We start from the raw sequence: 23,058 nt of genomic DNA, 5'->3' as shown, positions 1-23,058 counted from the left end.
ACGCCGGGCCGCCCCTGTTCGCCGCGCAACCTTGTGCGTGCCTCGCGGGTCTCCTCAGTGACCCGTGCCGCCGACGGCCGCCGGGTCTCTCATCGGACCTCTGCGGGAGTCAGACATCAGCGCCATACGCACCACCACCCTCACCGCGGCCGGCTGCGCCGCACTGCTGCTCGCGACCACCTCGGCCTGCGGCACCGTCGAGAACCTGACGGCAGGTCAGAAGATTGACAAGGCCGCCGACCGGCTCGGCGAACAGAAGTCTCTCTCCTTCGAGTTGGGCCTCGACGCGAAGCCGGACGCGCTCATGGAGCTGGCCGGCGGACAGGGCGACGAGGCCATGCCGCCGGCGGTCGCCAAGACCTTCGCCGGTGCCCACGTCACCTTCTCCGTACGGTCGAAGAAGCCGCTGTCCGATTCGGGCGAGAAGGACTTCGTCGGTATGGGTATGAAGGTGTCGGTCCCGGGCGGCACCCTGGCCGAGTACCGGCTCGCCGGAGACTTCGTCTACTTCCGCCTCGACATGCAGAAGACGTCGGAGCTCATGGGCTTCCCCGTCCCCTCGCCGAAGGACCTGCCGAAGGGCGAGGAGGGGCTCGCGAAGGCCCTCGAAGGCGAGTGGGTCAAGGTGGACCTCTCGGACGTCAGGAAGAGCACCTCGGGCAAGGGATCCGACGATTCCAAGGGCTCCGGCGGCCTCGACGAGAAGACTCAGCGGAAGGTCCTCAAGGCCCTGCGCGGCGCCATCGCCGACGATGTCACCCTCCGCAGCGCCGGCACCGAGGACGGCACGGAGCGCATCGTCGCCAAGGCGTCCTTCCGTGAGCTCCTGACGGACCTCGTCGACAAGCTCGGCCCCCTGAAGGACGAGCTGCCGCCCGGCGCCGGATTCCCCACCGCCAAGGACCTCGCGGACGCCCCGGCCAAGAAGGTCGCCGTCGACTTCTCGATCACCAACGGCGCGCTGTCGAAGATCTCCTTCGACCTCGCGGCCCTCGGCGACGGAAAGAAGGGCGGGAAGGTCCCGCTGGTGCTCAAGTTCGGCAAGGCGGGCGACATCAGCGCACCGTCCGGCGCGACCGAGGTCCCTCTCGGCGAGCTCGCCGGCGGCAACCCGTTCATGTCGGGTGCCGCTATGGGCGGCTTCTGACGGTTCCGCAGTTTGCCGATGCCGCGCGTGGGGGCGGCGGACGGGCCGACAGGAGCTGAAGCGGCAGAGGGGCGGGCAGGAAACCGAAGGGGCCCCGCGGGCGGGTCTGTTCAGCGCTGCCCGCCGCCCCCGCCCTCCAGCGGCTTCCCCGCCCGCCCCTGCCGCGGCAGATCGAGCGCCGCCGAGTCGCAGTACTCGCGCACCGCGCTGGTGCGCGCCACCACCCGCCCCCAATGCACCACGATCCGGCTGTACGCCAGCGAGAGGGCACCCGCGAGCTCATCGCCGCGTACGGCGATGAGCTCCGCGGGGAAGCCCGCCTCCACCCGCACCTCGGGCAGTCCGAGCGCGGCCCGCGCCGCCCCGCTGACGCAGTCGTACGCCTCCTCGGGGCGCAGCCCGTAGCGCGAGGCCAGCAGGTACGCGGCCTCCAGGGGATCGCCGCGGCCCACCGGGTTCGCCATGTCGCGCAGCGCCCCGCTGCCCGCGGCGACCCGCACCCCGGCCGCCCGCAGGAGCCGTACGGGAGCGGTGCCGCGCCGGTCGACGCCCGCGCAGCCGCCCTGCGGCAGGCAGACCACCGTGACGCCCGCGGCGGCGAGTTGGTCGGCGGTGCGCGCGGCGACCTCGCGCGGCAGCCGCCCGAGGCCGCCGCACGGCCCGATCGTGACGCCGGGACGCAGCCCTCCGGTCATCGTCGCGATCCGCCCGAGCCGGGCCGGATCGCCGCCGTCCGTATGCAGATCCACCGCGCAGCCGTGCTCCGCCGCGACCTCCAGGACCGTCTCCACGTAGCCGGTCGGGTCGGGGTCGAGATCCGGGCAACCGCCCACCACGGACGCGCCCATCTTCACCGCGTCCCGCAGCATCGCCAGGCCGTCGGCCCCCGCGAGGCCCGTCAGGAGCCGGGGCATCGCCACGGTCCGCAGATCGGTCAGGCCGCGCAGCGACCGCCGCGCCTGGAGCACCGCCTCCATCGGGCCGAGACCGTGCACATCTCCGATCCGCACATGCGCGCGCTGCGCGGTGGCCCCGTGCGCGAGCTGGAGCAGCGCGGCCTCGGCGGCCCGCCGCTGCACGTCGGGCCCGTCGTACGACACCGGCCCCTCCGTCTCCGCGGACAGCGCCGTGTCGCCATGGGTGTGGGGTTCGACGGGGGCGGGGAGCAGGACGTAGCCGGCGAGGTCCACGCGCTTGGAGCGGGCGACGAGACTGCCGGCCGTGCCGACGGCCTCGATGCGCCCGTTGTCTAGCCGCACGTCCACGGTCCGGCCGTCCGTGAGCCTGGCGCCGCACAGGAGGAGGGCGGTGCTCTCGGCGGTGGAGTCGTTGCCGGGGGAGTGGGGGTGCTGCGGCTGGCTGTCGGGCATCGCGCTCCTGGGGTTCGGGGGCGGCGGCCGCGTGGGCGGGGGCCGCCCCCGAACCGGGGCGGGCCGGAAGGGCGTACAAGATCACGCAGCGCGGGTCGAGCCTAGAGCTGCGGCAGGCCCGCTTCGCGGAGGAGCGCAATAGTCGTACTGCTGTGGTGCGCGGTGCCGATGAGGCGGCCGTGAGCGGCTGTTGCGGCTCCGGAAGGGCCGCGGTCCTGCCCCTGGGCGGCGGCCGCGAAACGGATTTGGGCGATCGGCAGGCGAGCGTGTAATGTCTTCATCGCTCGCCCCAATAGCTCAGTCGGTAGAGCGTCTCCATGGTAAGGAGAAGGTCTACGGTTCGATTCCGTATTGGGGCTCTGGTGTGAAGTTCCCTCACCTTCGGGTGAGGGGCATCGCATCAAAGCGGTGTAGCTCAGTCGGTAGAGCAAGCGGCTCATAATCGCTGTGTCACCGGTTCAAGTCCGGTCACCGCTACACACAGTAGCCGATTGTGGGGTCGGTCCTCCGGTCGGCTACTATTCATGCGTTCATCCGTCAACCGTCCGTCCAAGGAGCACTCACGTGGCTGCCACCGACGTCCGCCCGAAGATCACGCTGGCCTGCGTGGAGTGCAAGGAGCGGAACTACATCACCAAGAAGAACCGGCGTAACGACCCGGACCGTCTTGAGATGAAGAAGCACTGCCCGCGCTGCAACCAGCACACGGCGCACCGCGAAACGCGCTAACTCAGGCTCGTACATGAGGCCGTCCCCTTACCGAGGGGGCGGCCTCATGTCGTTATCGCGTGTGCGGCCGGCCGTAAGATCCGGCAACATCCGGCAACAGCGCAAATCCAGGAGGTGCCGAGTCCATGGCGCTCGACCAGTCCTTCGTGGGACGGTCCTACCCGCCCACCGACCCCTATGAGGTCGGCCGGGAGAAGATCCGTGAGTTCGCGGAGGCGGTGCGGGACGCCAATCCCGCCTACGTCGATCCGGAGGCGGCCAAGGCGCTCGGCCACTCCGATGTGATCGCTCCGCCGACCTTTGTGTTCGCCATCACGTTCAAGGCCGCGGGCCAGGTGATCGAGGATCCGCAGCTGGGCCTCGACTACAGCCGCGTCGTGCACGGCGACCAGAAGTTCGCGTACACACGCCCGGTGCGCGCCGGTGACCGGCTCACCGTGACCTCGACGATCGAGGCGATCAAGTCCCTTGCGGGCAACGACATCCTGGACATCCGCGGCGAGGTCCACGACGAGGCCGGCGAGCACGTCGTGACCGCGTACACCAAGCTCGTGTCGCGCGCGGCCGAGGGGGCGTGACCATGACGACGACGATTCAGTACGCGGACGTGGAGATCGGCACGGAGCTGCCGGCCCAGGCGTTCCCCGTGACCCGCGCCACGCTCGTGCAGTACGCGGGCGCCTCCGGGGACTTCAACCCGATCCACTGGAACGAGAAGTTCGCGGTCGAGGTCGGGCTCCCGGACGTCATCGCCCACGGCATGTTCACCATGGCCGAGGCGATCCGCGTCGTGACCGACTGGGTCGGTGACCCGGCCGCTGTCGTGGAGTACGGCGTGCGTTTCACCAAGCCGGTCATCGTCCCGAACGACGACAAGGGCGCGACGATCGAGGTCAGCGGCAAGATCGCCGCCAAGCTCGACGACGGCCGCGTCCGCGTCGACCTCGTCGCGACGAGCGCGGGCCAGAAGGTGCTCGGCATGTCGCGGGCGGTTGTGCAGCTGGCGTAACTGCTGCTCCGTAGCAACCTGAGTAAGGGGCACCCTCCATTGCGGGGTGCCCCTTACTCGTAGGCAGGACTCACTCGTAGGCAGCTACTCGTAGGCACGACTCGTACGCCTTCGCGGCAGTCGAGATGTGACGCTTGACATAGGTAGTGATTGACCACTAACTTAGCCGCATGGTCAGGATGAGCGCAGACGAGCGACGCGAGAGCGTCATCCGCGCGGCGATGAGCGAGTTCGCGAGGGGTGGCTACTACGGCACCTCCACTGAGGCGATCGCCAAGCGGGTGGGTGTCTCGCAGCCGTATCTGTTCCGGCTCTTCCCGGGGAAGAAGGCCATCTTCCTCGCGGCGGCGACCCGTTGCGTACAGGATGCGACGCGGCTCTTCGCCGAGGCCGCCGAAGGGCTGGAGGGTGAGGAAGCCCTGGACGCCATGGCGAACGCGTACACCGACGTCATCGCCAGGGATCCCGAGCGGCTCATGATGCAGATGCAGGTGTACGTCGCGGTTGCCGCCGCCGAGGCGGCCGGTGACCACGAGTTCGGCGAGGCGGTCCGCGCCGAGTGGATGAAGCTCTGGGAGGCGGCGCATCTGCCCCTGGGGGCGGACGTGGACACGACGACGACGTTCATGGCCTACGGAATGCTGATCAATGTCCTGGTCTCCATGGGGTTCCCCTCGGAGCACCGGATCTGGGAAGGGCTGTACCCCTCGGCTCGCGCCAAGGGGCGCCTGGAGCACTAGCAGTAGTCGGCGGCTGAGCACGGGGAGCCAGGGGCGGGTGTCCATGGAGGTCGTCGGCCTCTCCATGCCCGTGGAAGTTAGTCATCAATAACTAACCAACGTTCCGGGGGAACGATGTCACAGCAGACAGCACGCCGCGGGGGAGCCGTCTGGGCCCTCGTCATCACCAGCGTCGCCGGATTCATGGCGGCCCTCGACAACCTCGTCGTCACCACCGCTCTGCCCTCCATCCGCAAGGACCTCGGCGGAGCGCTCGACGACCTGGAGTGGACGGTCAGCGCCTACACGCTCACCTTCGCCGTGCTGCTGATGTTCGGCGCGGCCCTGGGAGACCGGTTCGGCCGCCGCCGGCTCTTCCTCGTCGGCCTCACCGTCTTCACCGGCGCGTCCGCCGCCGCGGCCATGGCACCAGGCATCGACTCGCTGATCGCCGCCCGCGCGGTCCAGGGCGTCGGCGCCGCGATCATGATGCCGCTGACGCTCACTCTGCTGACCGCGGCCGTCCCGGTGGCGAAGCGCGGGATGGCGTACGGGATCTGGGGCGCCGTCAACGGGCTCGCGGTCGCGAGCGGGCCGCTGATCGGCGGCAGCCTCACCGAGCACGTCTCCTGGCACTGGATCTTCTGGCTGAACGTCCCGCTCGGCCTCGCCCTGCTCCCGCTCGCCCGGCTGCGCCTGAACGAGTCGTACGGCACCGGCGCCCGCCTCGACCTGGTCGGCACCCTGCTCGCCAGCAGCGGCCTCTTCGGCATCGTGTACGCCCTGGTCCGCGCGCCCCGTGACGGCTGGACCAGCGGGCTCGTCCTGCTGGGCCTGTTCGCCGGCGGCGCCCTGCTCGTCGCCTTCGCCCTGCACGGCACCCGCGCCAGGAACGCGATGCTGCCGATGCGCCTCTTCCGCTCCCGCGCCTTCGCCGGGATCAACGCGGCCAGCCTGCTGATGTTCCTCGGGATGTTCGGCTCGATCTTCCTGCTCAGCCAGTACATGCAGGGCGTCCTCGGCTACTCGCCCACCGAGGCGGGCCTGCGCATGCTGCCCTGGACCGGCATGCCGATGCTCGTCTCGCCGATCGCGGGGTACCTCTCCGACCGGATCGGCGGCCGCCTGGTCGTCGCCACGGGCCTCTTCCTCCAGGCCGCGGGCCTCGCCTACTACGCCTCCGTGATCGCCGTCGACGCCTCGTACACCGCCCAGCTGCCCGCCCTGATCATCAACGGCATCGGGATGTCCCTCTACTTCGCCCCCGCCTCCAACCTGGTCATGTCCAGCGTCCGTCCGCAGGAACAGGGCATCGCGTCCGGCACGAACAACGCGCTGCGCGAGGTGGGCGGAGCGCTCGGCATCGCCGTGATGTCGTCGATCTTCGCGGCTCAGGGCGGCTACGAGCCCGCGCAGAACTTCGTGGACGGCATCCAGCCCGCGCTGTGGGTGGGCGCGGCCACGGTGGCCGTCGCGGGAGCCGCCGCCCTGTTCATCCCGTCCCGCCGGCGCGCGGCCGAGGGACTCCGGAGCGAGCCCGCGCCCGAGTCCGCCCCGGTCCTGGAGACCGCCTCGCACTGAGAACGCCCCGCATCGAACCGGCACTCCCCGAAGGAGCCCGTCATGCCCACGCTGCCCTGGACCGTCCCGAACACCCCGCCGACCGGCGCCGAGGTCCACGTCATGGCCTCCCGCTTCGAGACCCGCACCCTGTGGGGCGCCCTCCGTTTCTTCGCGAAGACCCCCTCTGTCTGGCGCCAGGTGAGCAAGGCGCCCGGCGCGTACGGGGCCTCCGTGAAGGCGGCGCCCCTGCGGCGGACCTTCTGGACCCTGTCCGCCTGGGAGTCGCCCGACGCGCTGAAGCGCTTCGCGGGCTCGGCGCCCCACGGCCCCACGGCCGGTGCTCTGCGCTCACAGATGAAGGACGCGAAGTTCGTGCGCTGGCAGACCACCACGGACGAGCTGCCGCTCGACTGGGCGGAGGCGCTGCGGCGCCTGTCGTGACCGCGCGCCGCGCAGGACCGATCCGCGCGCCGCGCAGGACCACGGACAAGCAGGACCCCAAATACGTACGAGAGAACGGCCCCGCCACGACCGGTGGGGCCGTTCTCGTACTCTTGGGCGCGTGCAGGAACTCCACGACGCCCCCCTCGCCCCCCTGACCACCTTCCGCCTCGGCGGCCCCGCGGCACGGCTGCTGACGGCGACGACCGACGACGAGGTGATCGCCGCCGTCCGTGAGGCCGACGCGGAGGGCACACCGCTGCTGATCGTCGGCGGTGGCAGCAACCTGGTCATCGGCGACAAGGGCTTCGCGGGCACGGCCCTGCGGATCGCCACGAAAGGCTTCTCGCTCGACGGTGCGAGCCTTGAGCTCGCGGCCGGCGAGGTGTGGACCGACGCGGTCGCCCGCACCGTCGAGGCCGGCCTCGCGGGCATCGAGTGCCTCGCCGGAATCCCCGGCTCCGCCGGCGCGACGCCGATCCAGAACGTGGGCGCGTACGGCCAGGAGGTCTCGTCGACGATCACCGAAGTGATCGCGTACGACCGGAAGGCCGACGAGACGGTCACGATTCCGAACGAGGAGTGCGCGTTCTCGTACCGGCACAGCCGTTTCAAGGCCGATCCCGACCGCTTCGTGGTGCTGCGCGTGCGGTTCGGGCTCGAGGACGCGGGCGGCATGAGTGCCCCCATCAAGTATCCCGAGACGGCCCGCACCCTCGGCGTCGAGGCGGGCGACCGGGTCCCCGCGGCCCTCGCCCGCGAGACGGTCCTGAAGCTGCGCGCGGGCAAGGGCATGGTGCTCGACCCCGAGGACCACGACACCTGGTCGGCCGGGTCGTTCTTCACCAACCCGATCCTCACCGAGGAGGAGTTCGCCGCCTTCCACGCGCGCGTGGCGGACCGTCTCGGCCCCGACACCGCCCCGCCCGCCTTCCCGGCCGGCGAGGCCCGCGTGAAGACCTCGGCGGCCTGGCTCATCGACAAGGCGGGCTTCACCAAGGGCTACGGCAGCGGGCCCGCCCGTATCTCCACCAAGCACACGCTCGCCCTCACCAATCGCGGCGAGGCGACCACCGATGACCTCCTCGCGCTCGCCCGCGAGGTCGTGGCCGGCGTCCACGACGCCTTCGGCGTGACGCTGGTCAACGAGCCGGTCACGGTGGGCGTGTCCCTCTGACCCGCCTTCTGACCCGCCCGGTGCCCCGCTAGTAGGCGACCCCCACGCCCTGCTTGACCGTCGCGGGGTCGTCGATCATCGCCAGCATCGCGTGGGCCACGTCGGCCCGCGAGATGCTCCGGCCGCTGCGCGGATTCCCGCCGACCACGGTCCGGTACGTGCCCGTGAGCGGCTTGTTCGTGAGCTTCGGCGGGCGTACGGAGGTCCAGTCGGTGGCGCTGGCCGCGAGCTCGCCCTCCATGGCCCGCAGATCGTCGTAGACGGGCTTGAGCAGCGAGTTGATGACGCCGAGCATGGCGCGGTCGACGAGCGGTGAGCGCTCGGGCTCGGGGCCTACCGGCGCCGCGCTCACGACGAGCAGACGCCGTACGTCCTCGGCCTCCACCGCGCCCAGAACCGACCGGGTCAGCTCGGCCGCGATGCCCGCGTCGGCGCGCCTGCGGGCGCCGAGCCCGGACAGGACCGCGTCGCGCCCGGCGACCGCGGGGCGCAGCGCCTCGGGGTCCCGCACATCCGCCCGGAACACCTCCAGGCCCGCGCCCGTCACCGTGAACCGCGCGGGGTCGCGGACCACCGCGGTGACCTGATGGCCCGATGCCAGTGCCTGCTGGACGATCTCCTGGCCGATACCGCCGGTCGCCCCGAAAACAGTGATCCTCATGGCGCACCCTCCTAGGGTGGGTAAGTGTTCACTCACCCTCTAGAGTGAGTGGATACTCACCCGCTCGTCAAGCTCGGTTGGAGCCCGCATGCATCAGAAGCCGGCCCGGGTCCGCATCGTCGACGCCGCCCATGAACTCATGCTGAGCATCGGTCTCGCCCGTGCCACCACCAAGGAGATCGCCAAGGCGGCGGACTGTTCGGAAGCGGCGCTCTACAAGTACTTCGCGAACAAGGAAGAGCTGTTCGTGACCGTTCTCAGCGAACGGCTGCCCAAGCTCGGACCGCTCCTGAGCGAGCTGTCCAAGGAGCCGGGCGCGAAGAGCGTCGAGGAGAACCTCACGGAGATCGCCCGCGAGGCCGCCCTCTTCTACGAGCAGACCTTCCCGATGGCCGCCTCCCTGTACGCGGAACCCCAGCTCAAGCGCCGTCACGAGGAGGCGCTGCGGGAAATGGGCGCGGGCCCCCACCGCCCGATCCAGGGCCTGGACGCCTACCTCAGATCCGAGCAGGACGCGGGCCGCGTCCGCCGCGACGCCGACACCTACGCCGCCGCGTCCCTCCTCCTCGGAGCCTGCGCCCAGCGCGCGTTCGCGTACGACATGGCCCCCGACCGCAAGCCCCCGCAGCCGCTGGACGAGTTCGCCGCGGGCCTCGCCCACACCCTGCTCACAGGGATCGCATAGAGTTCCCGTTCTTTCCGGGGAGGGCAAGATCATGCTGCGTGGAAGAGGGCGCCGGGGCGCCATATCGGTGCTGGTGGCGGCGCTGACGGGCATGCTCGCCGTGAGGTGCGGCCGGGGAGCGTCCGGCGGGGACGCGACCGTCGACAAGAAGCCCGAGCGGTACGCGAGTTCCGGGCAACTGCCCGAACACCTCGCGGCCGACGGCACGACGGTCGTCGTCGGGTCATCGAAGGCGGACACCGTCGTACGGCTCTATGAGGACCTGCGGTGCCCCGTCTGCCGTGAGTTCGAGGAGGACGGCGGCGCCGGCGCGCTGCGGAAGATGACCCTCCACGGCGAGGTCAGGGCCGAGTACACCCTGGCGTCGTTCCTCGACGACCGGCTGGGCGGCAAGGGCTCGAAGAAGGCGGCCAACGCGCTGCGGGCCGCCCTGGAACAGGGGAAGTTCGTCGAGTACCACGACCTCCTCTTCCAGGAGCAGCCCGAGGAGGCCGTCGACGGCTACACCGACGCGTTCCTGCTCCGCATGGCCTCGCGGGTGAAGGGCCTGCGCGGCGCCGAGTTCGACGCGGCGGTGAAGGGCATGAAGTACCGCTCCTTCGTCACCGCCTCCGAGAAGGCCTACGAGGCCGGCAAGGCGCCCGGCACCCCGTCCTTCGCGGTGAACGGCACCCTCCTCAAGGAGGACCGGTGGAACCTGATGTTCGACCCCAAGTACGTTCCGCTGGCGGTCGGGACGTCGGCCCTGCCGGAGTGACCGACGCACCGGGCCTGGTCAGGGGGCGGTGGCCAGCCAGTCGTCGACCCCTGACAGCAGCTTCGCCCTGATGTCCTGCGGCGCCGCCGAGCCGCGCACCGACTGCCGTGCCAGCTCGGCCAGTTCGGCGTCGTCGAAGTCGTGGTGACGGCGCGCGATCTCGTACTGGGCGGCCAGACGCGAGCCGAACAGGAGCGGGTCGTCGGCGCCGAGCGCCATCGGCACCCCGGCCTCGAACAAAGTGCGCAGGGGTACGTCCTCGGGCTTCTCGTAGACGCCGAGCGCGACATTGGAGGCGGGGCAGACCTCGCAGGTCACCCCCCGGTCCGCGAGCCGTTTCAGCAGCCGCGGGTCCTCGGCGGCCCGCACCCCGTGCCCGATCCGCGTCGCCTCCAGGTCGTCCAGGCAGTCGCGTACGGAGGCGGGCCCGGTCAGCTCGCCGCCGTGCGGCGCGGCAAGGAGGCCGCCCTCCCTGGCGATGTCGAACGCGCGGTCGAAGTCCCGCGCCATGCCCCGCCGTTCGTCGTTGGAGAGCCCGAAGCCGACGATGCCGCGGTCCGCGTACCGCACGGCGAGGCGGGCCAGAGTGCGCGCGTCCAGCGGATGCTTCATACGGTTGGCGGCCACCAGGACCCGCATGCCGAGCCCCGTGTCGCGCGAGGCGGTCTCGACGGCGTCCAGGATGACTTCCAGGGCCGGGATCAGGCCCCCGAGCCGCGGCGCGTACGACGTCGGGTCGACCTGGATCTCCAGCCACCCCGACCCGTCCGCGAGATCCTCCAGCGCGGCCTCGCGCACCAGCCGCTGAATGTCCTCGGGCTCGCGCAGACAGGACCGGGCGGCGTCGTACAGCCGCTGGAAACGGAACCAGCCGCGCTCGTCGGTGGCCCGCAGTTTCGGCGGCTCGGCCCCGGTCAGGGCCTCGGGCAGCCTGACGCCGTACTTGTCGGCGAGTTCGAGCAGGGTCGTGGGCCGCATCGACCCGGTGAAGTGCAGGTGCAGGTGGGCCTTGGGCAGCTGCCGGATATCACGAACCACACCCATCAACGCTCCGTAATCGCTAGGCTCTGCTCTGTGCCGGAAGGCGCCGGGCAGGGCTTGTCCGTCATGAGGCCGTCACGACCGAGTGAGAAGCCCCTCGTGGGGAGGAGTCACTCCAGGATCTTGCCGCAGAAATCCTGGCCCAGGCAGCCGAGTTCACCGAACGAGCGCGTGCCTGAACGCACAAGCGGGCCTCCGGTCCGACCGGAGGCCCGCTTGTGCGTCGTACATGTCAGTCCCTGGCCTCCGCCAGCAGCTTCTGGATCCGCGAGACACCCTCGACCAGGTCCTCGTCGCCCAGGGCGTACGACAGACGCAGGTAGCCCGGCGTGCCGAAGGCCTCACCCGGGACGACCGCGACCTCGGCCTCCTCCAGGATCAGCGCGGCCAGCTCGACGGAAGTCTGCGGACGCTTGCCGCGGATCTCCTTGCCGAGCAGCTCCTTCACCGACGGGTACGCGTAGAAGGCACCCTCGGGCTCGGGGCAGAACACGCCGTCGATCTCGTTCAGCATGCGCACGATGGTCTTGCGGCGGCGGTCGAAGGCCTCGCGCATCTTCGCGACGGCCGTCAGGTCGCCGGACACGGCGGCGAGCGCGGCGATCTGTGCGACGTTCGACACGTTCGACGTGGCGTGCGACTGCAGGTTGGTCGCGGCCTTCACGACGTCCTTCGGGCCGATGATCCACCCGACGCGCCAGCCGGTCATCGCGTACGTCTTGGCGACGCCGTTCACGACGATGCACTTGTCGCGCAGCTCGGGCAGGAGCGCCGGGAGGGACGTGAACTTGGCGTCCCCGTAGACCAGGTGCTCGTAGATCTCGTCGGTGAGAACCCACAGGCCGTGCTCGACGGCCCAGCGGCCGATCGCCTCGGCGTCGGCCTCGCTGTAGACCGCGCCCGTCGGGTTCGACGGCGACACGAACAGGACGACCTTGGTGCGCTCGGTGCGCGCCGCCTCCAGCTGCTCCACGGAGACGCGGTACCCGGTCGTCTCGTCGGCCACGACCTCGACGGGGACACCACCGGCGAGACGGATCGACTCGGGGTACGTCGTCCAGTACGGCGCCGGGACGATGACCTCGTCGCCCGGGTCGAGGATCGCGGCGAAGGCCTCGTAGATGGCCTGCTTGCCGCCGTTGGTGACCAGCACCTGCGAGGGGTCGACCTCGTAGCCGGAGTCGCGCAGCGTCTTCGCGGCGATCGCGGCCTTCAGCTCGGGCAGACCGCCGGCGGGCGTGTACCGGTGGTACTTCGGGTTCTTGCAGGCCTCGATGGCCGCTTCGACGATGTAGTCCGGGGTCGGGAAGTCGGGCTCGCCCGCGCCGAAACCGATGACCGGACGCCCGGCGGCCTTGAGGGCCTTGGCCTTGGCGTCGACGGCGAGGGTCGCGGACTCGGAGATCGCGCCGATACGGGCGGAGACCCGGCGCTCGGTGGGCGAAGAGGAAGGAGTAGCAGCAGCGCTCATAACCCCATCGTTCCAGACCGGAAACCCGGCCGGCACACGGGTTTCACGGACGATCAACGACTGGCCCGCTTCTTTCTGTTCGACGGAGGGCCGCGGAACACGTACACTCACTGCTCGTTGGCCTTCACCGGCCGCTCTCTTCCGGCACACGACGTGCAGTCGGAAGGATGCGGTACGTTGGGGCAGACAAAGGGTCGTAGCTCAATTGGTAGAGCACTGGTCTCCAAAACCAGCGGTTGGGGGTTCAAGTCCCTCCGGCCCTGCTACACACTCCTTCGCCAGGACGTGTGCGCATGTACGTACTGCAAATGCACCGCCGTGCGGCTCAACCGGGCGCGGCACGGCCACGACCCGGAATTCAGGTGAGGACGCGTGACGGACGCCGTGGGCTCCATCGACATGCCTGATGCCCAGGATGAGGCGCCGGAGTCACAGAAGAAGCCCCGTAAGGGTGGCAAGCGCGGAAAGAAGGGCCCCTTCGGTCGTCTCGCGCTCTTCTACCGCCAGATCGTCGCGGAGCTCCGCAAGGTTGTCTGGCCGACTCGCAACCAGCTCACCACGTACACCAGTGTGGTGATTGTGTTCGTCGTCATCATGATCGGTCTGGTGACCGTGATTGACTATGGCTTCAACCACGCCGTCAAGTACATCTTCGGCTGAGCCGATAGCGAAGGGCGCCGTACCCGGCGCCCCTTTCGCGTGTTCCACCCCTATGTATCCAGGAAGAAGCAGCCACAGTGTCTGACCCGAACCTGAACGAGGCGATCGAGCCCGTCGAGTCCGTTGAGGACGAGCTCGACATTGTCGAGGCGGCGGACGCCGAGAACGCCGAGGACACGGTCCAGGCCGAGGCTGCCGACGAGGCAGCCACTGAGGCTGACGAGCACGCCGAGGACGAGGTCGAAGCCGCCGAGGAGTCCCTCGAGAACGACGCCGAGGACGACGCCGCCGAGCTGTCCGACGAGGACGCCCCCGAGGCCGAGGCCGACGAGGAGTCCGCCGAGGAGTCCGAGCCGGTCGACCCGATCGTCGCCCTGCGCGAGGAACTGCGCACGCTGCCCGGCGAGTGGTACGTCATCCACACGTACGCCGGTTACGAGAACCGCGTGAAGACCAACCTCGAGCAGCGCGCCGTCTCGCTGAATGTCGAGGACTTCATCTTCCAGGCCGAGGTGCCGCAGGAAGAGGTCGCGCAGATCAAGAACGGCGAGCGCAAGACCGTCCGTCAGAACAAGCTCCCCGGCTACGTGCTGGTGCGCATGGACCTGACGAACGAGTCCTGGGGCGTCGTCCGCAACACGCCCGGCGTCACCGGCTTCGTGGGCAACGCCTACGACCCGTACCCGCTGACCCTCGATGAGATCGTCAAGATGCTCGCCCCGGAGGCCGAGGAGAAGGCCGCCCGCGAGGCCGCCGAGGCCGAGGGCAGGCCGGCTCCCTCCCGCAAGGTCGAGGTCCAGGTCCTGGACTTCGAGGTCGGCGACTCGGTCACCGTCACCGACGGCCCGTTCGCGACGCTGCAGGCGACGATCAACGAGATCAACGCCGACTCGAAGAAGGTCAAGGGCCTCGTCGAGATCTTCGGCCGCGAGACTCCGGTCGAGCTCAGCTTCGACCAGATCCAGAAGAACTAGCCCCTTCCGGCACCTTCTGGAACAAGCACTTCCGAACAGGTCAGACGGGCTCTCAAAGCCGGTCTGACCTGCTCGGTTTTTAGCTGCACATAGATACCCGTTATCGTTGTGCGGTATGCCTCCATCCGGATGACCGGGTGGTCGGCTGAAAACTCTCACTAGGACCCGGAGAGAGCAATGCCTCCCAAGAAGAAGAAGGTCACGGGGCTTATCAAGCTCCAGATCCAGGCCGGTGCCGCCAACCCGGCCCCGCCGGTTGGTCCCGCGCTGGGCCAGCACGGCGTCAACATCATGGAGTTCTGCAAGGCCTACAACGCCGCGACCGAGTCGCAGCGTGGCTGGGTCATCCCGGTGGAGATCACGGTCTACGAAGACCGCTCCTTCACCTTCATCACCAAGACGCCCCCGGCCGCCAAGATGATCCTCAAGGCCGCGGGCATCGAGAAGGGCTCCGGCGAGCCTCACAAGACCAAGGTCGCGAAGATCACCGACGCGCAGGTCCGCGAGATCGCCACCACCAAGATGGCCGACCTGAACGCCAACGACCTGGACGCCGCCGCGAAGATCATCGCCGGTACCGCGCGTTCCATGGGCGTCACGGTCGAGGGCTGATCCTCACCCCGTTTGACCTTTCAGTGGTAGGGCCAGCGCTGGTCCGCACCACGAACTCCATACCTGAACTCCAGGAGTAGAAGTGAAGCGCAGCAAGACTCTCCGCGCTGCGGACGCGAAGATCGACCGGGACAAGCTCTACGCCCCGCTCGAGGCCGTCCGTATCGCCAAGGAGACCTCCGCGACGAAGTTCGACGGCACCGTCGAGGTCGCCATGCGTCTGGGTGTCGACCCGCGCAAGGCCGACCAGATGGTCCGTGGCACCGTGAACCTCCCGCACGGCACCGGCAAGACCGCCCGGGTCCTGGTCTTCGCGACCGGTGACCGTGCTGCGGCCGCGGAAGCCGCTGGCGCCGACATCGTCGGCTCCGACGAGCTCATCGACGAGATCTCCAAGGGCAACCGCCTCAACGAGTTCGACGCCGTTGTCGCCACCCCGGACCTCATGGGCAAGGTCGGCCGCCTCGGCCGCGTGCTCGGCCCCCGTGGCCTCATGCCGAACCCGAAGACGGGCACGGTGACCCCGGACGTGGTCAAGGCCGTGAACGAGATCAAGGGCGGCAAGATCGAGTTCCGCGTCGACAAGCACTCGAACCTCCACTTCATCATCGGCAAGGTGTCCTTCGACGACACCCAGCTGGTGGAGAACTACGGCGCGGCCCTGGACGAGATCCTTCGTCTGAAGCCGTCCGCCGCCAAGGGTCGCTACATCAAGAAGGCCGCCATCGCCACCACGATGGGCCCCGGCGTTCCGCTCGACCCGAACCGCACCCGCAACCTCCTCGTCGAGGAGGACCCGGCTGCGGTCTGAGCCTGACAGCTCAGCCAAGTCGGCTCGGGCCCCGCACCTTTCGAGGTGCGGGGCCCGTTCCCGTTTTGCCGCTAACCACTCCGGGCGCGGGTGCGCTCCGCTAGCGTGCGGGGTCGACCTGGGGCTCGGCGGGGGAGCGTATGAACGGCAGGACATGGGTGCGGTACGCGACGGTCTGCCTGGCGATGGCCGGCCTGGTGTCCTGCGGCACGCACGAGGCGCCGGGGCGCGACGAGAGTGTCACCGGGGCGCTGAAGGCCGCGCGCTCCGAGGTCGTCGCCGCCGGGTCCGCGAGGATCGAGGCGACGAGCAGTACGGGCACCAGCCTGTCCTCGCGGAGCGTGGGCGTCCTGCGCTGGTCGGGCGGGCTGCGCGGCACGCTGAGGGTGACCACGACCGGCGGCTCGATGGCCTCGACGACCCGGCTCATGGGCGGCTCCCCGTCCCAGTCACGCTTCCTGCCGGACGCGTACTACACGCGGATGACCGACAAGTTCGCCGCGCTGTCGGACGGCAAGCACTGGATCAGATACCCGTACGCCTCAGGGGCCGACCTCTCGCCGGCGGCCTCCCTGAAGCTGCTGCTGTCCTCGGGGAACGCGCGCGAGGTGGGCGCCGAGACCGTGCGCGGCGTCCGCGCGACGCACTACACGGGCTCGACCCACGGGCAGCGCGTCGACGTGTGGATCGACCGCGGCCACCTCCTGGTCAAGCGCGTCCAGCGAGCCGATACGGCCTCCGGCACCTTCTCGGGGACGGTGCATTACGGCGAGTACGGCGCCCGCGCCTCGGCCGAGCGCCCGCCGGCACGGGACACGGTCGACTTCAAGGACGTCGTTGCTCGAAAGCCCGCCGCCTGAGCCTTCGGTATCGTGCGCCCACCTACGTGTATCGATCATCTGTTCCTAGGGGTGGGGTCATGACAGTGAACAGAGCGGCGGGGGCCGTGCTGGCCGCCGCGGTGCTGTGTGGCGGGGCCACGGCCTGTACGTCGTCGGGGGGCGACGGGAGAGCGGGTTCTTCGCCGCGGACGGCGGCGGCCGCGGCCGTCCTCAAGGCCACGGAGAACGGGGAGCGGCTGACGTCGTTCGGCTACCGGATGACCGGCGAGGTCCCCGGCTCGGGCCGGATCGACGGCGAGGCCGCGATCAGCGTGAAGCCGATGGCGATGCGGATGAGGATGACCTCGCCCTACCAGGGCTCCGACGGCACCCTCGAGATGCGCGTCACCGGCGGCGCCCTCTACATGGGTGGCGGCAAGGGCGCGGCCAAGGAGACGGACGGCAGGAGCTGGCTCAAGTTCGACATCTCCGGGCCCGCGTCGCAGGAGGCCGCGGCGACGAACCCGCTGGCCGGCCAGGCGGACCAGAACCCGGCCGAGCAGGTCACGTTCCTCAACGGCTCCAAGGATCTTGAGCGCGTCGGCGAGGAGACCGTGGAGGGCGAGAAGACCGCGCACTACAAGGGCACCGTCACGCTCGACCAGATGCGCGAGAGCTACAAGGACGAGGACGCGGCCACCAGGAAGCGCCGCGACAAGAACCTCTCGATGTACGAGGGCCTGGGCGTCGACAAGCTCGCGGTGGACCTGTGGATCGACCAGGGCGACCGCACCAGACGCTTCCGTACCCGCGGCGCGGCGGACAAGGGCCGCTTCGACATGACGATGACTTTCTTCGACTACGACAAGCCGGTCACCGTACGGGCTCCGGCCGCCAAGGACGTGGTGGATCTGGCGCAGATGATGAAGGGCGCGACCAGCGGTTGAGCGCCCCGGCGGGGGCCGACAGGAGCGGATTTGCCTGAGGCGGACCCCGTCACGTAATCTCCTTGAGAAGCCAAAGACCGCTGGTCGTTGCCGTGTCCTCGCAAGAGGAACCGGTGACCGAAGGATCTGCTGAAAGCGGACGACCTGCGCAGGTGACTGTGGAAAGTTCCCGGACTCGTTCCGGTCGAGCTAAGCCCCGTGCGCCTGCGCCGGGGCGTTTTGTTTTGTACAGCCCCTTCTGAGCGGTCCTCATCACCCGGAAGGAGGCCGACGCTCTATGCCGACGCCCGACAAGGCTGCCGCGGTAGCCGAGCTCACGGACAAGTTCCGCAGCTCGAACGCCGCCGTGCTGACCGAGTACCGGGGTCTCACCGTGGCCCAGCTCAAGCAGCTGCGCCGTTCTCTCGGTGAGAACTCCGAGTACGCCGTGGTGAAGAACACGCTGACCAAGATCGCGGCCAACGAGGCCGGGATCAACACGCTGGACGACCTGTTCACGGGTCCGACAGCGGTTGCCTTCGTCACCGGTGACCCGGTGGAGTCGGCGAAGGGTCTTCGTGACTTCGCCAAGGACAACCCCAACCTCATCATCAAGGGCGGTGTCCTTGACGGTAAGGCGCTGTCCGCCGATGAGATCAAGAAGCTCGCGGACCTCGAGTCCCGCGAGGTTCTGCTCGCCAAGCTGGCGGGCGCCATGAAGGGCAAGCAGACTCAGGCTGCTCAGGTCTTCCAGGCGCTCCCGTCGAAGTTCGTCCGCACTGCGGAGGCACTTCGCGTCAAGCGCGACGAGCAGGGCGGTGCCGAGTAACTCGGCTCGCGCATTGACCGTCGCCCACTAGGGAGACGGTCGCAGCGGGCCGAACGTACGCCCGCCGACATTTACATCCGGCACCTGCCGAATTAGTGGAAGGACGCCATCATGGCGAAGCTGTCCCAGGACGACCTGCTCGCGCAGTTCGAAGAGATGACCCTCATCGAGCTCTCCGAGTTCGTGAAGGCCTTCGAGGAGAAGTTCGACGTCACCGCCGCCGCGGCCGTCGCCGTCGCCGGCCCGGCCGGCCCGGGTGCCGCCGCTGAGGCCGTCGAGGAGCAGGACGAGTTCGACGTCATCCTCACCGGCGCCGGCGAGAAGAAGATCCAGGTCATCAAGGTCGTGCGCGAGCTCACCTCCCTCGGCCTCAAGGAGGCCAAGGACCTCGTCGACGGCGCCCCGAAGCCCGTCCTCGAGAAGGTCGCGAAGGACGCCGCGGAGAAGGCTGCCGAGTCCCTCAAGGGCGCCGGCGCCTCCGTCGAGGTCAAGTGACCTCGGGAGTCTGCTGACTCCTTGCTGAGCGGCTCTCGCGTAGGGCTGTAACGCGAACGTACTGAAGGGCGATCACCCAACTGGGTGGTCGCCCTTCAGGCTTTTCGGACGGCCGCTGGCGCTCCAGCTTCGGCTGCCTTGCACTGACGGTCCCGACGAGTATGGTGATCTTCGTTGTGCCTGGAGCCGGTGCCTGGAGCGGGGCCTGCGGGTGCCTGCTGGTGAGTGCGGGGGTCGGGGCAGCCCCGTTCGTACAGGACGGGGCCTTGACGAACCGCACGCAGCGCGCAATTCTCAGGACGCGTCGTCACAACGATCCGGATCCGAGGCATGGATCGGCGACGAAGAGGGCAGTAAGGATGTGCGTGCCACGAGTGACGTGGTGACGTGTTGCAGCTGTTGAGAACAACGAGGGTCTGACGAGGGTCGTTGAGGACAACGAGGGTCTCAAAAAACCCGCACTGGACATCAGTGAGCCAAGTGGCTACACTGACCCTTTGCGCTGCCTGTTAGCTGCTCCCTGCCCGTCACCAGGGGCATGCCCTCGCTCCAGCACCGTGGACTGAAGTCCTCCTGACCTGGCCCTCACGGGTCGATTCGGGAAGCTTCTGCCTCCGTGCCAGCTTGGGACCGGTACGCGCGTAGTGAGTCCGAGCCCTCGGAAGGACCCCCTCTTGGCCGCCTCGCGCACTGCCTCGACCGCGAATACGAACAACGGCGCCAGCACCGCCCCGCTGCGCATTTCCTTTGCAAAGATCAAGGAGCCCCTCGAGGTTCCGAACCTTCTTGCGCTGCAGACCGAAAGCTTCGACTGGCTGCTCGGCAACGACGCGTGGAAGGCTCGTGTCGAGGCGGCTCTTGAAAGCGGACAGGACGTCCCCAGGAAGTCCGGTCTGGAGGAGATCTTCGAGGAGATCTCTCCGATCGAGGACTTCTCCGGGTCGATGTCGCTGACGTTCCGCGACCACCGCTTCGAGCCGCCGAAGAACTCGATCGACGAGTGCAAGGAGCGCGACTTCACGTTCGGCGCCCCGCTCTTCGTCACCGCCGAGTTCACCAACAACGAGACCGGCGAGATCAAGTCCCAGACGGTCTTCATGGGCGACTTCCCGCTCATGACCAACAAGGGCACCTTCGTCATCAACGGCACCGAGCGTGTCGTTGTGTCGCAGCTCGTCCGCTCGCCGGGCGTCTACTTCGACTCCTCGATCGACAAGACGTCCGACAAGGACATCTTCTCGGCCAAGGTCATCCCGTCCCGGGGTGCCTGGCTCGAGATGGAGATCGACAAGCGCGACATGGTCGGTGTCCGCATCGACCGCAAGCGCAAGCAGTCCGTCACCGTTCTCCTGAAGGCTCTCGGTTGGACGACCGAGCAGATCCTCGAGGAGTTCGGCGAGTACGAGTCCATGCGCGCCACCCTGGAGAAGGACCACACCCAGGGCCAGGACGACGCGCTCCTCGACATCTACCGCAAGCTGCGTCCGGGCGAGCCGCCGACCCGCGAGGCCGCGCAGACGCTGCTCGAGAACCTCTACTTCAACCCGAAGCGCTACGACCTCGCGAAGGTCGGCCGCTACAAGGTCAACAAGAAGCTGGGCGGCGAAGCCCCGCTGGACGCCGGCGTCCTGACCGTCGAGGACATCATCTCGTCGATCAAGTACCTGGTGAAGCTGCACGCCGGTGAGACCGAGACCGTTGGCGACAGCGGTGTATCGATTGTCGTCGAGACCGACGACATCGACCACTTCGGCAACCGTCGTCTGCGTAACGTCGGCGAACTCATCCAGAACCAGGTCCGCACGGGTCTGGCTCGTATGGAGCGCGTCGTCCGCGAGCGCATGACGACTCAGGACGTCGAGGCGATCACGCCGCAGACGCTGATCAACATCCGGCCGGTCGTCGCCTCCATCAAGGAGTTCTTCGGCACCAGCCAGCTGTCGCAGTTCATGGACCAGAACAACCCGCTGTCGGGTCTCACCCACAAGCGCCGCCTGTCGGCGCTTGGCCCGGGTGGTCTCTCCCGTGAGCGGGCCGGCTTCGAGGTCCGTGACGTGCACCCGTCTCACTACGGCCGCATGTGCCCGATCGAGACGCCTGAAGGCCCGAACATCGGTCTGATCGGTTCGCTGGCTTCCTACGGTCGCGTCAACGCGTTCGGCTTCGTCGAGACGCCGTACCGCAAGGTCGTCGAGGGCGTCGTCACCGACGACGTCGACTACCTGACCGCGGACGAGGAAGACCGCTTCGTGATCGCCCAGGCCAACGCCGGCCTCGGCGAGGACATGCGGTTCACCGAGAACCGCGTCCTGGTCCGCCGTCGTGGCGGCGAGATCGACTACATCCCGGGCGACGACGTCGACTACATGGACGTCTCGCCGCGCCAGATGGTGTCGGTCGCGACCGCGATGATCCCGTTCCTCGAGCACGACGACGCCAACCGTGCCCTCATGGGCGCGAACATGATGCGTCAGGCCGTTCCGCTCATCAAGTCCGAGGCGCCGCTCGTCGGCACGGGCATGGAGTACCGCTGCGCCACCGACGCGGGCGACGTGCTCAAGGCGGAGAAGGACGGTGTGGTCCAGGAGGTTTCCGCGGACTACATCACCACCGCCAACGACGACGGCACGTACACCACGTACCGCCTCGCGAAGTTCTCGCGCTCCAACCAGGGCACCTCCGTCAACCAGAAGGTTGTCGTGGACGAGGGCGCCCGCGTGATCGAGGGCCAGGTCCTGGCCGACGGTCCCGCGACCGAGAACGGCGAGATGGCGCTCGGCAAGAACCTGCTCGTGGCGTTCATGCCGTGGGAGGGTCACAACTACGAGGACGCGATCATCCTGTCGCAGCGCCTCGTGCAGGACGACGTCCTCTCCTCGATCCACATCGAGGAGCACGAGGTCGACGCCCGTGACACCAAGCTCGGCCCGGAGGAGATCACCCGGGACATCCCGAACGTCTCCGAAGAGGTCCTCGCCGACCTCGACGAGCGCGGCATCATCCGTATCGGTGCCGAGGTCGTCGCCGGCGACATCCTCGTCGGCAAGGTCACGCCCAAGGGTGAGACCGAGCTGACGCCCGAGGAGCGCCTGCTCCGCGCGATCTTCGGTGAGAAGGCGCGCGAGGTGCGCGACACCTCGCTGAAGGTGCCGCACGGTGAGATCGGCAAGGTCATCGGCGTCCGCGTCTTCGACCGTGAAGAGGGCGACGAGCTGCCGCCGGGCGTGAACCAGCTGGTTCGTGTCTACGTGGCGCAGAAGCGCAAGATCACGGACGGTGACAAGCTCGCCGGCCGCCACGGCAACAAGGGTGTTATCTCGAAGATCCTTCCGATCGAGGACATGCCGTTCCTCGAGGACGGAACTCCGGTCGACATCATCCTCAACCCGCTGGGTGTGCCGTCCCGAATGAACCCGGGACAGGTCCTGGAGATCCACCTCGGCTGGCTCGCCAGCCGCGGCTGGGACGTCTCCGGCCTCGGTGACGAGTGGGCCCAGCGCCTGCAGGCCATCGGCGCCGACCAGGTCGCCCCCGGCACCAACGTCGCGACCCCGGTCTTCGACGGTGCCCGTGAGGACGAGATCTCCGGTCTCTTCGAGGCCACGATCCCGAACCGCGACGGTGACCGTCTGGTCCAGCCGTCCGGCAAGGCCAACCTGTTCGACGGCCGCTCCGGTGAGCCGTTCCCGGACCCGATCTCGATCGGGTACATGTACATCCTCAAGCTGCACCACCTGGTCGACGACAAGCTCCACGCCCGTTCGACCGGTCCGTACTCCATGATCACCCAGCAGCCGCTGGGTGGTAAGGCTCAGTTCGGTGGTCAGCGATTCGGTGAGATGGAGGTGTGGGCGCTTGAGGCTTACGGTGCCGCTTACGCCCTCCAGGAGCTCCTGACGATCAAGTCCGACGACGTGACCGGCCGCGTGAAGGTCTACGAGGCCATCGTCAAGGGCGAGAACATTCCCGAGCCGGGCATTCCCGAGTCCTTCAAGGTGCTCATCAAGGAAATGCAGTCGCTCTGCCTCAACGTGGAGGTGCTGTCCTCGGACGGCATGTCCATCGAGATGCGCGACACCGACGAGGACGTCTTCCGTGCGGCGGAGGAGCTCGGTATCGACCTGTCCCGGCGCGAGCCGAGCAGCGTCGAAGAGGTCTGA

23 protein-coding genes and 3 tRNA genes are annotated in these 23,058 nt (G+C 68.7%); 22 read left to right on the top strand and 4 right to left on the bottom strand.

Annotated elements, in window-relative coordinates:
* Positions 1-64: 64 nt before the first annotated feature.
* Positions 65-1,147, top strand: coding sequence for a hypothetical protein (locus tag OG456_RS15310; RefSeq protein WP_266561240.1), 1,083 nt, complete (start codon positions 65-67; stop codon positions 1,145-1,147).
* Between the two features lie 110 nt (positions 1,148-1,257).
* On the opposite strand, the gene OG456_RS15305 is transcribed toward OG456_RS15310, so the two are convergent.
* Positions 1,258-2,517 carry an amidohydrolase family protein gene (locus tag OG456_RS15305; protein WP_266561239.1) on the bottom strand — a complete coding sequence of 420 codons (1,260 nt, stop codon included), beginning with the start codon at positions 2,515-2,517 and terminating at the stop codon, positions 1,258-1,260.
* A 286-nt stretch (positions 2,518-2,803) separates the two neighbouring features.
* Between OG456_RS15305 and OG456_RS15300 the strand changes: the two genes are divergently transcribed.
* The 9 genes from OG456_RS15300 (at position 2,804) to OG456_RS15260 (ending at position 8,155) form a co-directional block, all read left to right on the top strand.
* Positions 2,804-2,876, top strand: a tRNA-Thr gene (locus OG456_RS15300).
* A gap of 45 nt (positions 2,877-2,921) precedes the next feature.
* A tRNA-Met gene (locus OG456_RS15295) sits at positions 2,922-2,994 on the top strand.
* 87 nt (positions 2,995-3,081) lie between these two features.
* On the top strand, positions 3,082-3,246 hold the full coding sequence (gene rpmG / locus OG456_RS15290) for a 50S ribosomal protein L33 (protein ID WP_100594914.1): 165 nt from the start codon (positions 3,082-3,084) through the stop codon (positions 3,244-3,246).
* Between the two features lie 125 nt (positions 3,247-3,371).
* The gene (locus OG456_RS15285; protein ID WP_116511118.1) at positions 3,372-3,824 is read left to right on the top strand and encodes a MaoC family dehydratase N-terminal domain-containing protein; all 453 of its coding nucleotides are present in this window, start codon (positions 3,372-3,374) and stop codon (positions 3,822-3,824) included.
* A 2-nt stretch (positions 3,825-3,826) separates the two neighbouring features.
* Positions 3,827-4,255: a MaoC family dehydratase gene (locus tag OG456_RS15280; RefSeq protein ID WP_266561235.1), complete on the top strand. Its 429-nt coding sequence runs from the start codon at positions 3,827-3,829 to the stop codon at positions 4,253-4,255.
* Positions 4,256-4,425: 170 nt separating this feature from the next.
* Positions 4,426-4,995 (top strand): TetR/AcrR family transcriptional regulator, encoded by a 570-nt coding sequence (locus OG456_RS15275; RefSeq protein ID WP_266561233.1) that lies wholly within the window; start codon positions 4,426-4,428, stop codon positions 4,993-4,995.
* 114 nt (positions 4,996-5,109) lie between these two features.
* On the top strand, positions 5,110-6,555 hold the full coding sequence (locus OG456_RS15270) for a DHA2 family efflux MFS transporter permease subunit (protein ID WP_266561231.1): 1,446 nt from the start codon (positions 5,110-5,112) through the stop codon (positions 6,553-6,555).
* Between the two features lie 42 nt (positions 6,556-6,597).
* A complete protein-coding gene (locus tag OG456_RS15265) occupies positions 6,598-6,978 on the top strand; it encodes a DUF3291 domain-containing protein (RefSeq protein WP_266561229.1) in 381 nt (126 codons plus the stop codon).
* A gap of 121 nt (positions 6,979-7,099) precedes the next feature.
* A complete protein-coding gene (locus tag OG456_RS15260) occupies positions 7,100-8,155 on the top strand; it encodes a UDP-N-acetylmuramate dehydrogenase (RefSeq protein WP_266561227.1) in 1,056 nt (351 codons plus the stop codon).
* 28 nt (positions 8,156-8,183) lie between these two features.
* On the opposite strand, the gene OG456_RS15255 is transcribed toward OG456_RS15260, so the two are convergent.
* Positions 8,184-8,816 carry an NAD(P)-dependent oxidoreductase gene (locus OG456_RS15255; protein ID WP_266561225.1) on the bottom strand — a complete coding sequence of 211 codons (633 nt, stop codon included), beginning with the start codon at positions 8,814-8,816 and terminating at the stop codon, positions 8,184-8,186.
* A gap of 88 nt (positions 8,817-8,904) precedes the next feature.
* Here OG456_RS15255 and OG456_RS15250 point away from each other — a divergent pair, with 88 nt between their 5' ends.
* Together OG456_RS15250 and OG456_RS15245 are read left to right on the top strand one after the other, a co-directional pair.
* Positions 8,905-9,501 carry a TetR/AcrR family transcriptional regulator gene (locus tag OG456_RS15250; protein WP_266561223.1) on the top strand — a complete coding sequence of 199 codons (597 nt, stop codon included), beginning with the start codon at positions 8,905-8,907 and terminating at the stop codon, positions 9,499-9,501.
* Positions 9,502-9,532: 31 nt separating this feature from the next.
* Positions 9,533-10,258 (top strand): thioredoxin domain-containing protein, encoded by a 726-nt coding sequence (locus OG456_RS15245; RefSeq protein WP_266561221.1) that lies wholly within the window; start codon positions 9,533-9,535, stop codon positions 10,256-10,258.
* Positions 10,259-10,276: 18 nt separating this feature from the next.
* On the opposite strand, the gene OG456_RS15240 is transcribed toward OG456_RS15245, so the two are convergent.
* Both OG456_RS15240 and OG456_RS15235 read right to left on the bottom strand, forming a co-directional pair.
* Entirely contained in the window at positions 10,277-11,302 is a 1,026-nt protein-coding gene (locus OG456_RS15240) for an adenosine deaminase (RefSeq protein WP_266561219.1), read from the bottom strand.
* A 229-nt stretch (positions 11,303-11,531) separates the two neighbouring features.
* Positions 11,532-12,770 (bottom strand): pyridoxal phosphate-dependent aminotransferase, encoded by a 1,239-nt coding sequence (locus OG456_RS15235; RefSeq protein WP_266561217.1) that lies wholly within the window; start codon positions 12,768-12,770, stop codon positions 11,532-11,534.
* A 190-nt stretch (positions 12,771-12,960) separates the two neighbouring features.
* Here OG456_RS15235 and OG456_RS15230 point away from each other — a divergent pair.
* The 10 genes from OG456_RS15230 (at position 12,961) to rpoB (ending at position 23,058) form a co-directional block, all read left to right on the top strand.
* Positions 12,961-13,033 (top strand) — tRNA-Trp (locus OG456_RS15230).
* Between the two features lie 109 nt (positions 13,034-13,142).
* Positions 13,143-13,430, top strand: coding sequence for a preprotein translocase subunit SecE (gene secE, locus OG456_RS15225; RefSeq protein WP_100594904.1), 288 nt, complete (start codon positions 13,143-13,145; stop codon positions 13,428-13,430).
* A 77-nt stretch (positions 13,431-13,507) separates the two neighbouring features.
* On the top strand, positions 13,508-14,404 hold the full coding sequence (gene nusG / locus OG456_RS15220) for a transcription termination/antitermination protein NusG (RefSeq protein WP_266561213.1): 897 nt from the start codon (positions 13,508-13,510) through the stop codon (positions 14,402-14,404).
* A 177-nt stretch (positions 14,405-14,581) separates the two neighbouring features.
* Positions 14,582-15,016 carry a 50S ribosomal protein L11 gene (gene rplK, locus OG456_RS15215; protein ID WP_100594902.1) on the top strand — a complete coding sequence of 145 codons (435 nt, stop codon included), beginning with the start codon at positions 14,582-14,584 and terminating at the stop codon, positions 15,014-15,016.
* Between the two features lie 82 nt (positions 15,017-15,098).
* On the top strand, positions 15,099-15,827 hold the full coding sequence (gene rplA, locus OG456_RS15210) for a 50S ribosomal protein L1 (protein WP_100594901.1): 729 nt from the start codon (positions 15,099-15,101) through the stop codon (positions 15,825-15,827).
* A gap of 140 nt (positions 15,828-15,967) precedes the next feature.
* Positions 15,968-16,687 (top strand): hypothetical protein, encoded by a 720-nt coding sequence (locus tag OG456_RS15205; protein WP_266561210.1) that lies wholly within the window; start codon positions 15,968-15,970, stop codon positions 16,685-16,687.
* Between the two features lie 59 nt (positions 16,688-16,746).
* On the top strand, positions 16,747-17,595 hold the full coding sequence (locus OG456_RS15200) for a DUF1396 domain-containing protein (protein ID WP_266561208.1): 849 nt from the start codon (positions 16,747-16,749) through the stop codon (positions 17,593-17,595).
* Positions 17,596-17,872: 277 nt separating this feature from the next.
* Positions 17,873-18,403, top strand: a complete 531-nt coding sequence (gene rplJ, locus OG456_RS15195) for a 50S ribosomal protein L10 (protein ID WP_100594899.1) — start codon at positions 17,873-17,875, stop codon at positions 18,401-18,403.
* 111 nt (positions 18,404-18,514) lie between these two features.
* Complete coding sequence (rplL, locus tag OG456_RS15190; RefSeq protein ID WP_266561204.1) at positions 18,515-18,898, top strand: 50S ribosomal protein L7/L12; 384 nt, start codon at positions 18,515-18,517, stop codon at positions 18,896-18,898.
* Between the two features lie 674 nt (positions 18,899-19,572).
* Positions 19,573-23,058, top strand: coding sequence for a DNA-directed RNA polymerase subunit beta (gene rpoB / locus OG456_RS15185; protein ID WP_100594897.1), 3,486 nt, complete (start codon positions 19,573-19,575; stop codon positions 23,056-23,058).

It is taken from the genome of Streptomyces sp. NBC_01446 (assembly GCF_026340095.1).
In the GTDB taxonomy this organism is placed as follows: domain Bacteria; phylum Actinomycetota; class Actinomycetes; order Streptomycetales; family Streptomycetaceae; genus Streptomyces; species Streptomyces aureus.
This window is presented reverse-complemented; position numbering and strand designations above follow the sequence as displayed.

Bases quoted from the DNA above. Each gene is read 5' to 3' on its own strand.
- OG456_RS15305 (WP_266561239.1), bottom strand. From the start codon at position 2,517: ATGCCCGACAGCCAGCCGCAGCACCCCCACTCCCCCGGCAACGACTCC.
- OG456_RS15285 (WP_116511118.1), top strand. From the start codon at position 3,372: ATGGCGCTCGACCAGTCCTTCGTGGGACGGTCCTACCCGCCCACCGAC.
- OG456_RS15280 (WP_266561235.1), top strand. From the start codon at position 3,827: ATGACGACGACGATTCAGTACGCGGACGTGGAGATCGGCACGGAGCTG.
- OG456_RS15275 (WP_266561233.1), top strand. From the start codon at position 4,426: ATGGTCAGGATGAGCGCAGACGAGCGACGCGAGAGCGTCATCCGCGCG.
- OG456_RS15270 (WP_266561231.1), top strand. From the start codon at position 5,110: ATGTCACAGCAGACAGCACGCCGCGGGGGAGCCGTCTGGGCCCTCGTC.
- OG456_RS15265 (WP_266561229.1), top strand. From the start codon at position 6,598: ATGCCCACGCTGCCCTGGACCGTCCCGAACACCCCGCCGACCGGCGCC.
- OG456_RS15255 (WP_266561225.1), bottom strand. From the start codon at position 8,816: ATGAGGATCACTGTTTTCGGGGCGACCGGCGGTATCGGCCAGGAGATC.
- OG456_RS15250 (WP_266561223.1), top strand. From the start codon at position 8,905: ATGCATCAGAAGCCGGCCCGGGTCCGCATCGTCGACGCCGCCCATGAA.
- OG456_RS15245 (WP_266561221.1), top strand. From the start codon at position 9,533: ATGCTGCGTGGAAGAGGGCGCCGGGGCGCCATATCGGTGCTGGTGGCG.
- OG456_RS15240 (WP_266561219.1), bottom strand. From the start codon at position 11,302: ATGGGTGTGGTTCGTGATATCCGGCAGCTGCCCAAGGCCCACCTGCAC.
- OG456_RS15235 (WP_266561217.1), bottom strand. From the start codon at position 12,770: ATGAGCGCTGCTGCTACTCCTTCCTCTTCGCCCACCGAGCGCCGGGTC.
- rplK (WP_100594902.1), top strand. From the start codon at position 14,582: ATGCCTCCCAAGAAGAAGAAGGTCACGGGGCTTATCAAGCTCCAGATC.
- OG456_RS15205 (WP_266561210.1), top strand. From the start codon at position 15,968: ATGAACGGCAGGACATGGGTGCGGTACGCGACGGTCTGCCTGGCGATG.
- OG456_RS15200 (WP_266561208.1), top strand. From the start codon at position 16,747: ATGACAGTGAACAGAGCGGCGGGGGCCGTGCTGGCCGCCGCGGTGCTG.
- rplJ (WP_100594899.1), top strand. From the start codon at position 17,873: ATGCCGACGCCCGACAAGGCTGCCGCGGTAGCCGAGCTCACGGACAAG.
- rplL (WP_266561204.1), top strand. From the start codon at position 18,515: ATGGCGAAGCTGTCCCAGGACGACCTGCTCGCGCAGTTCGAAGAGATG.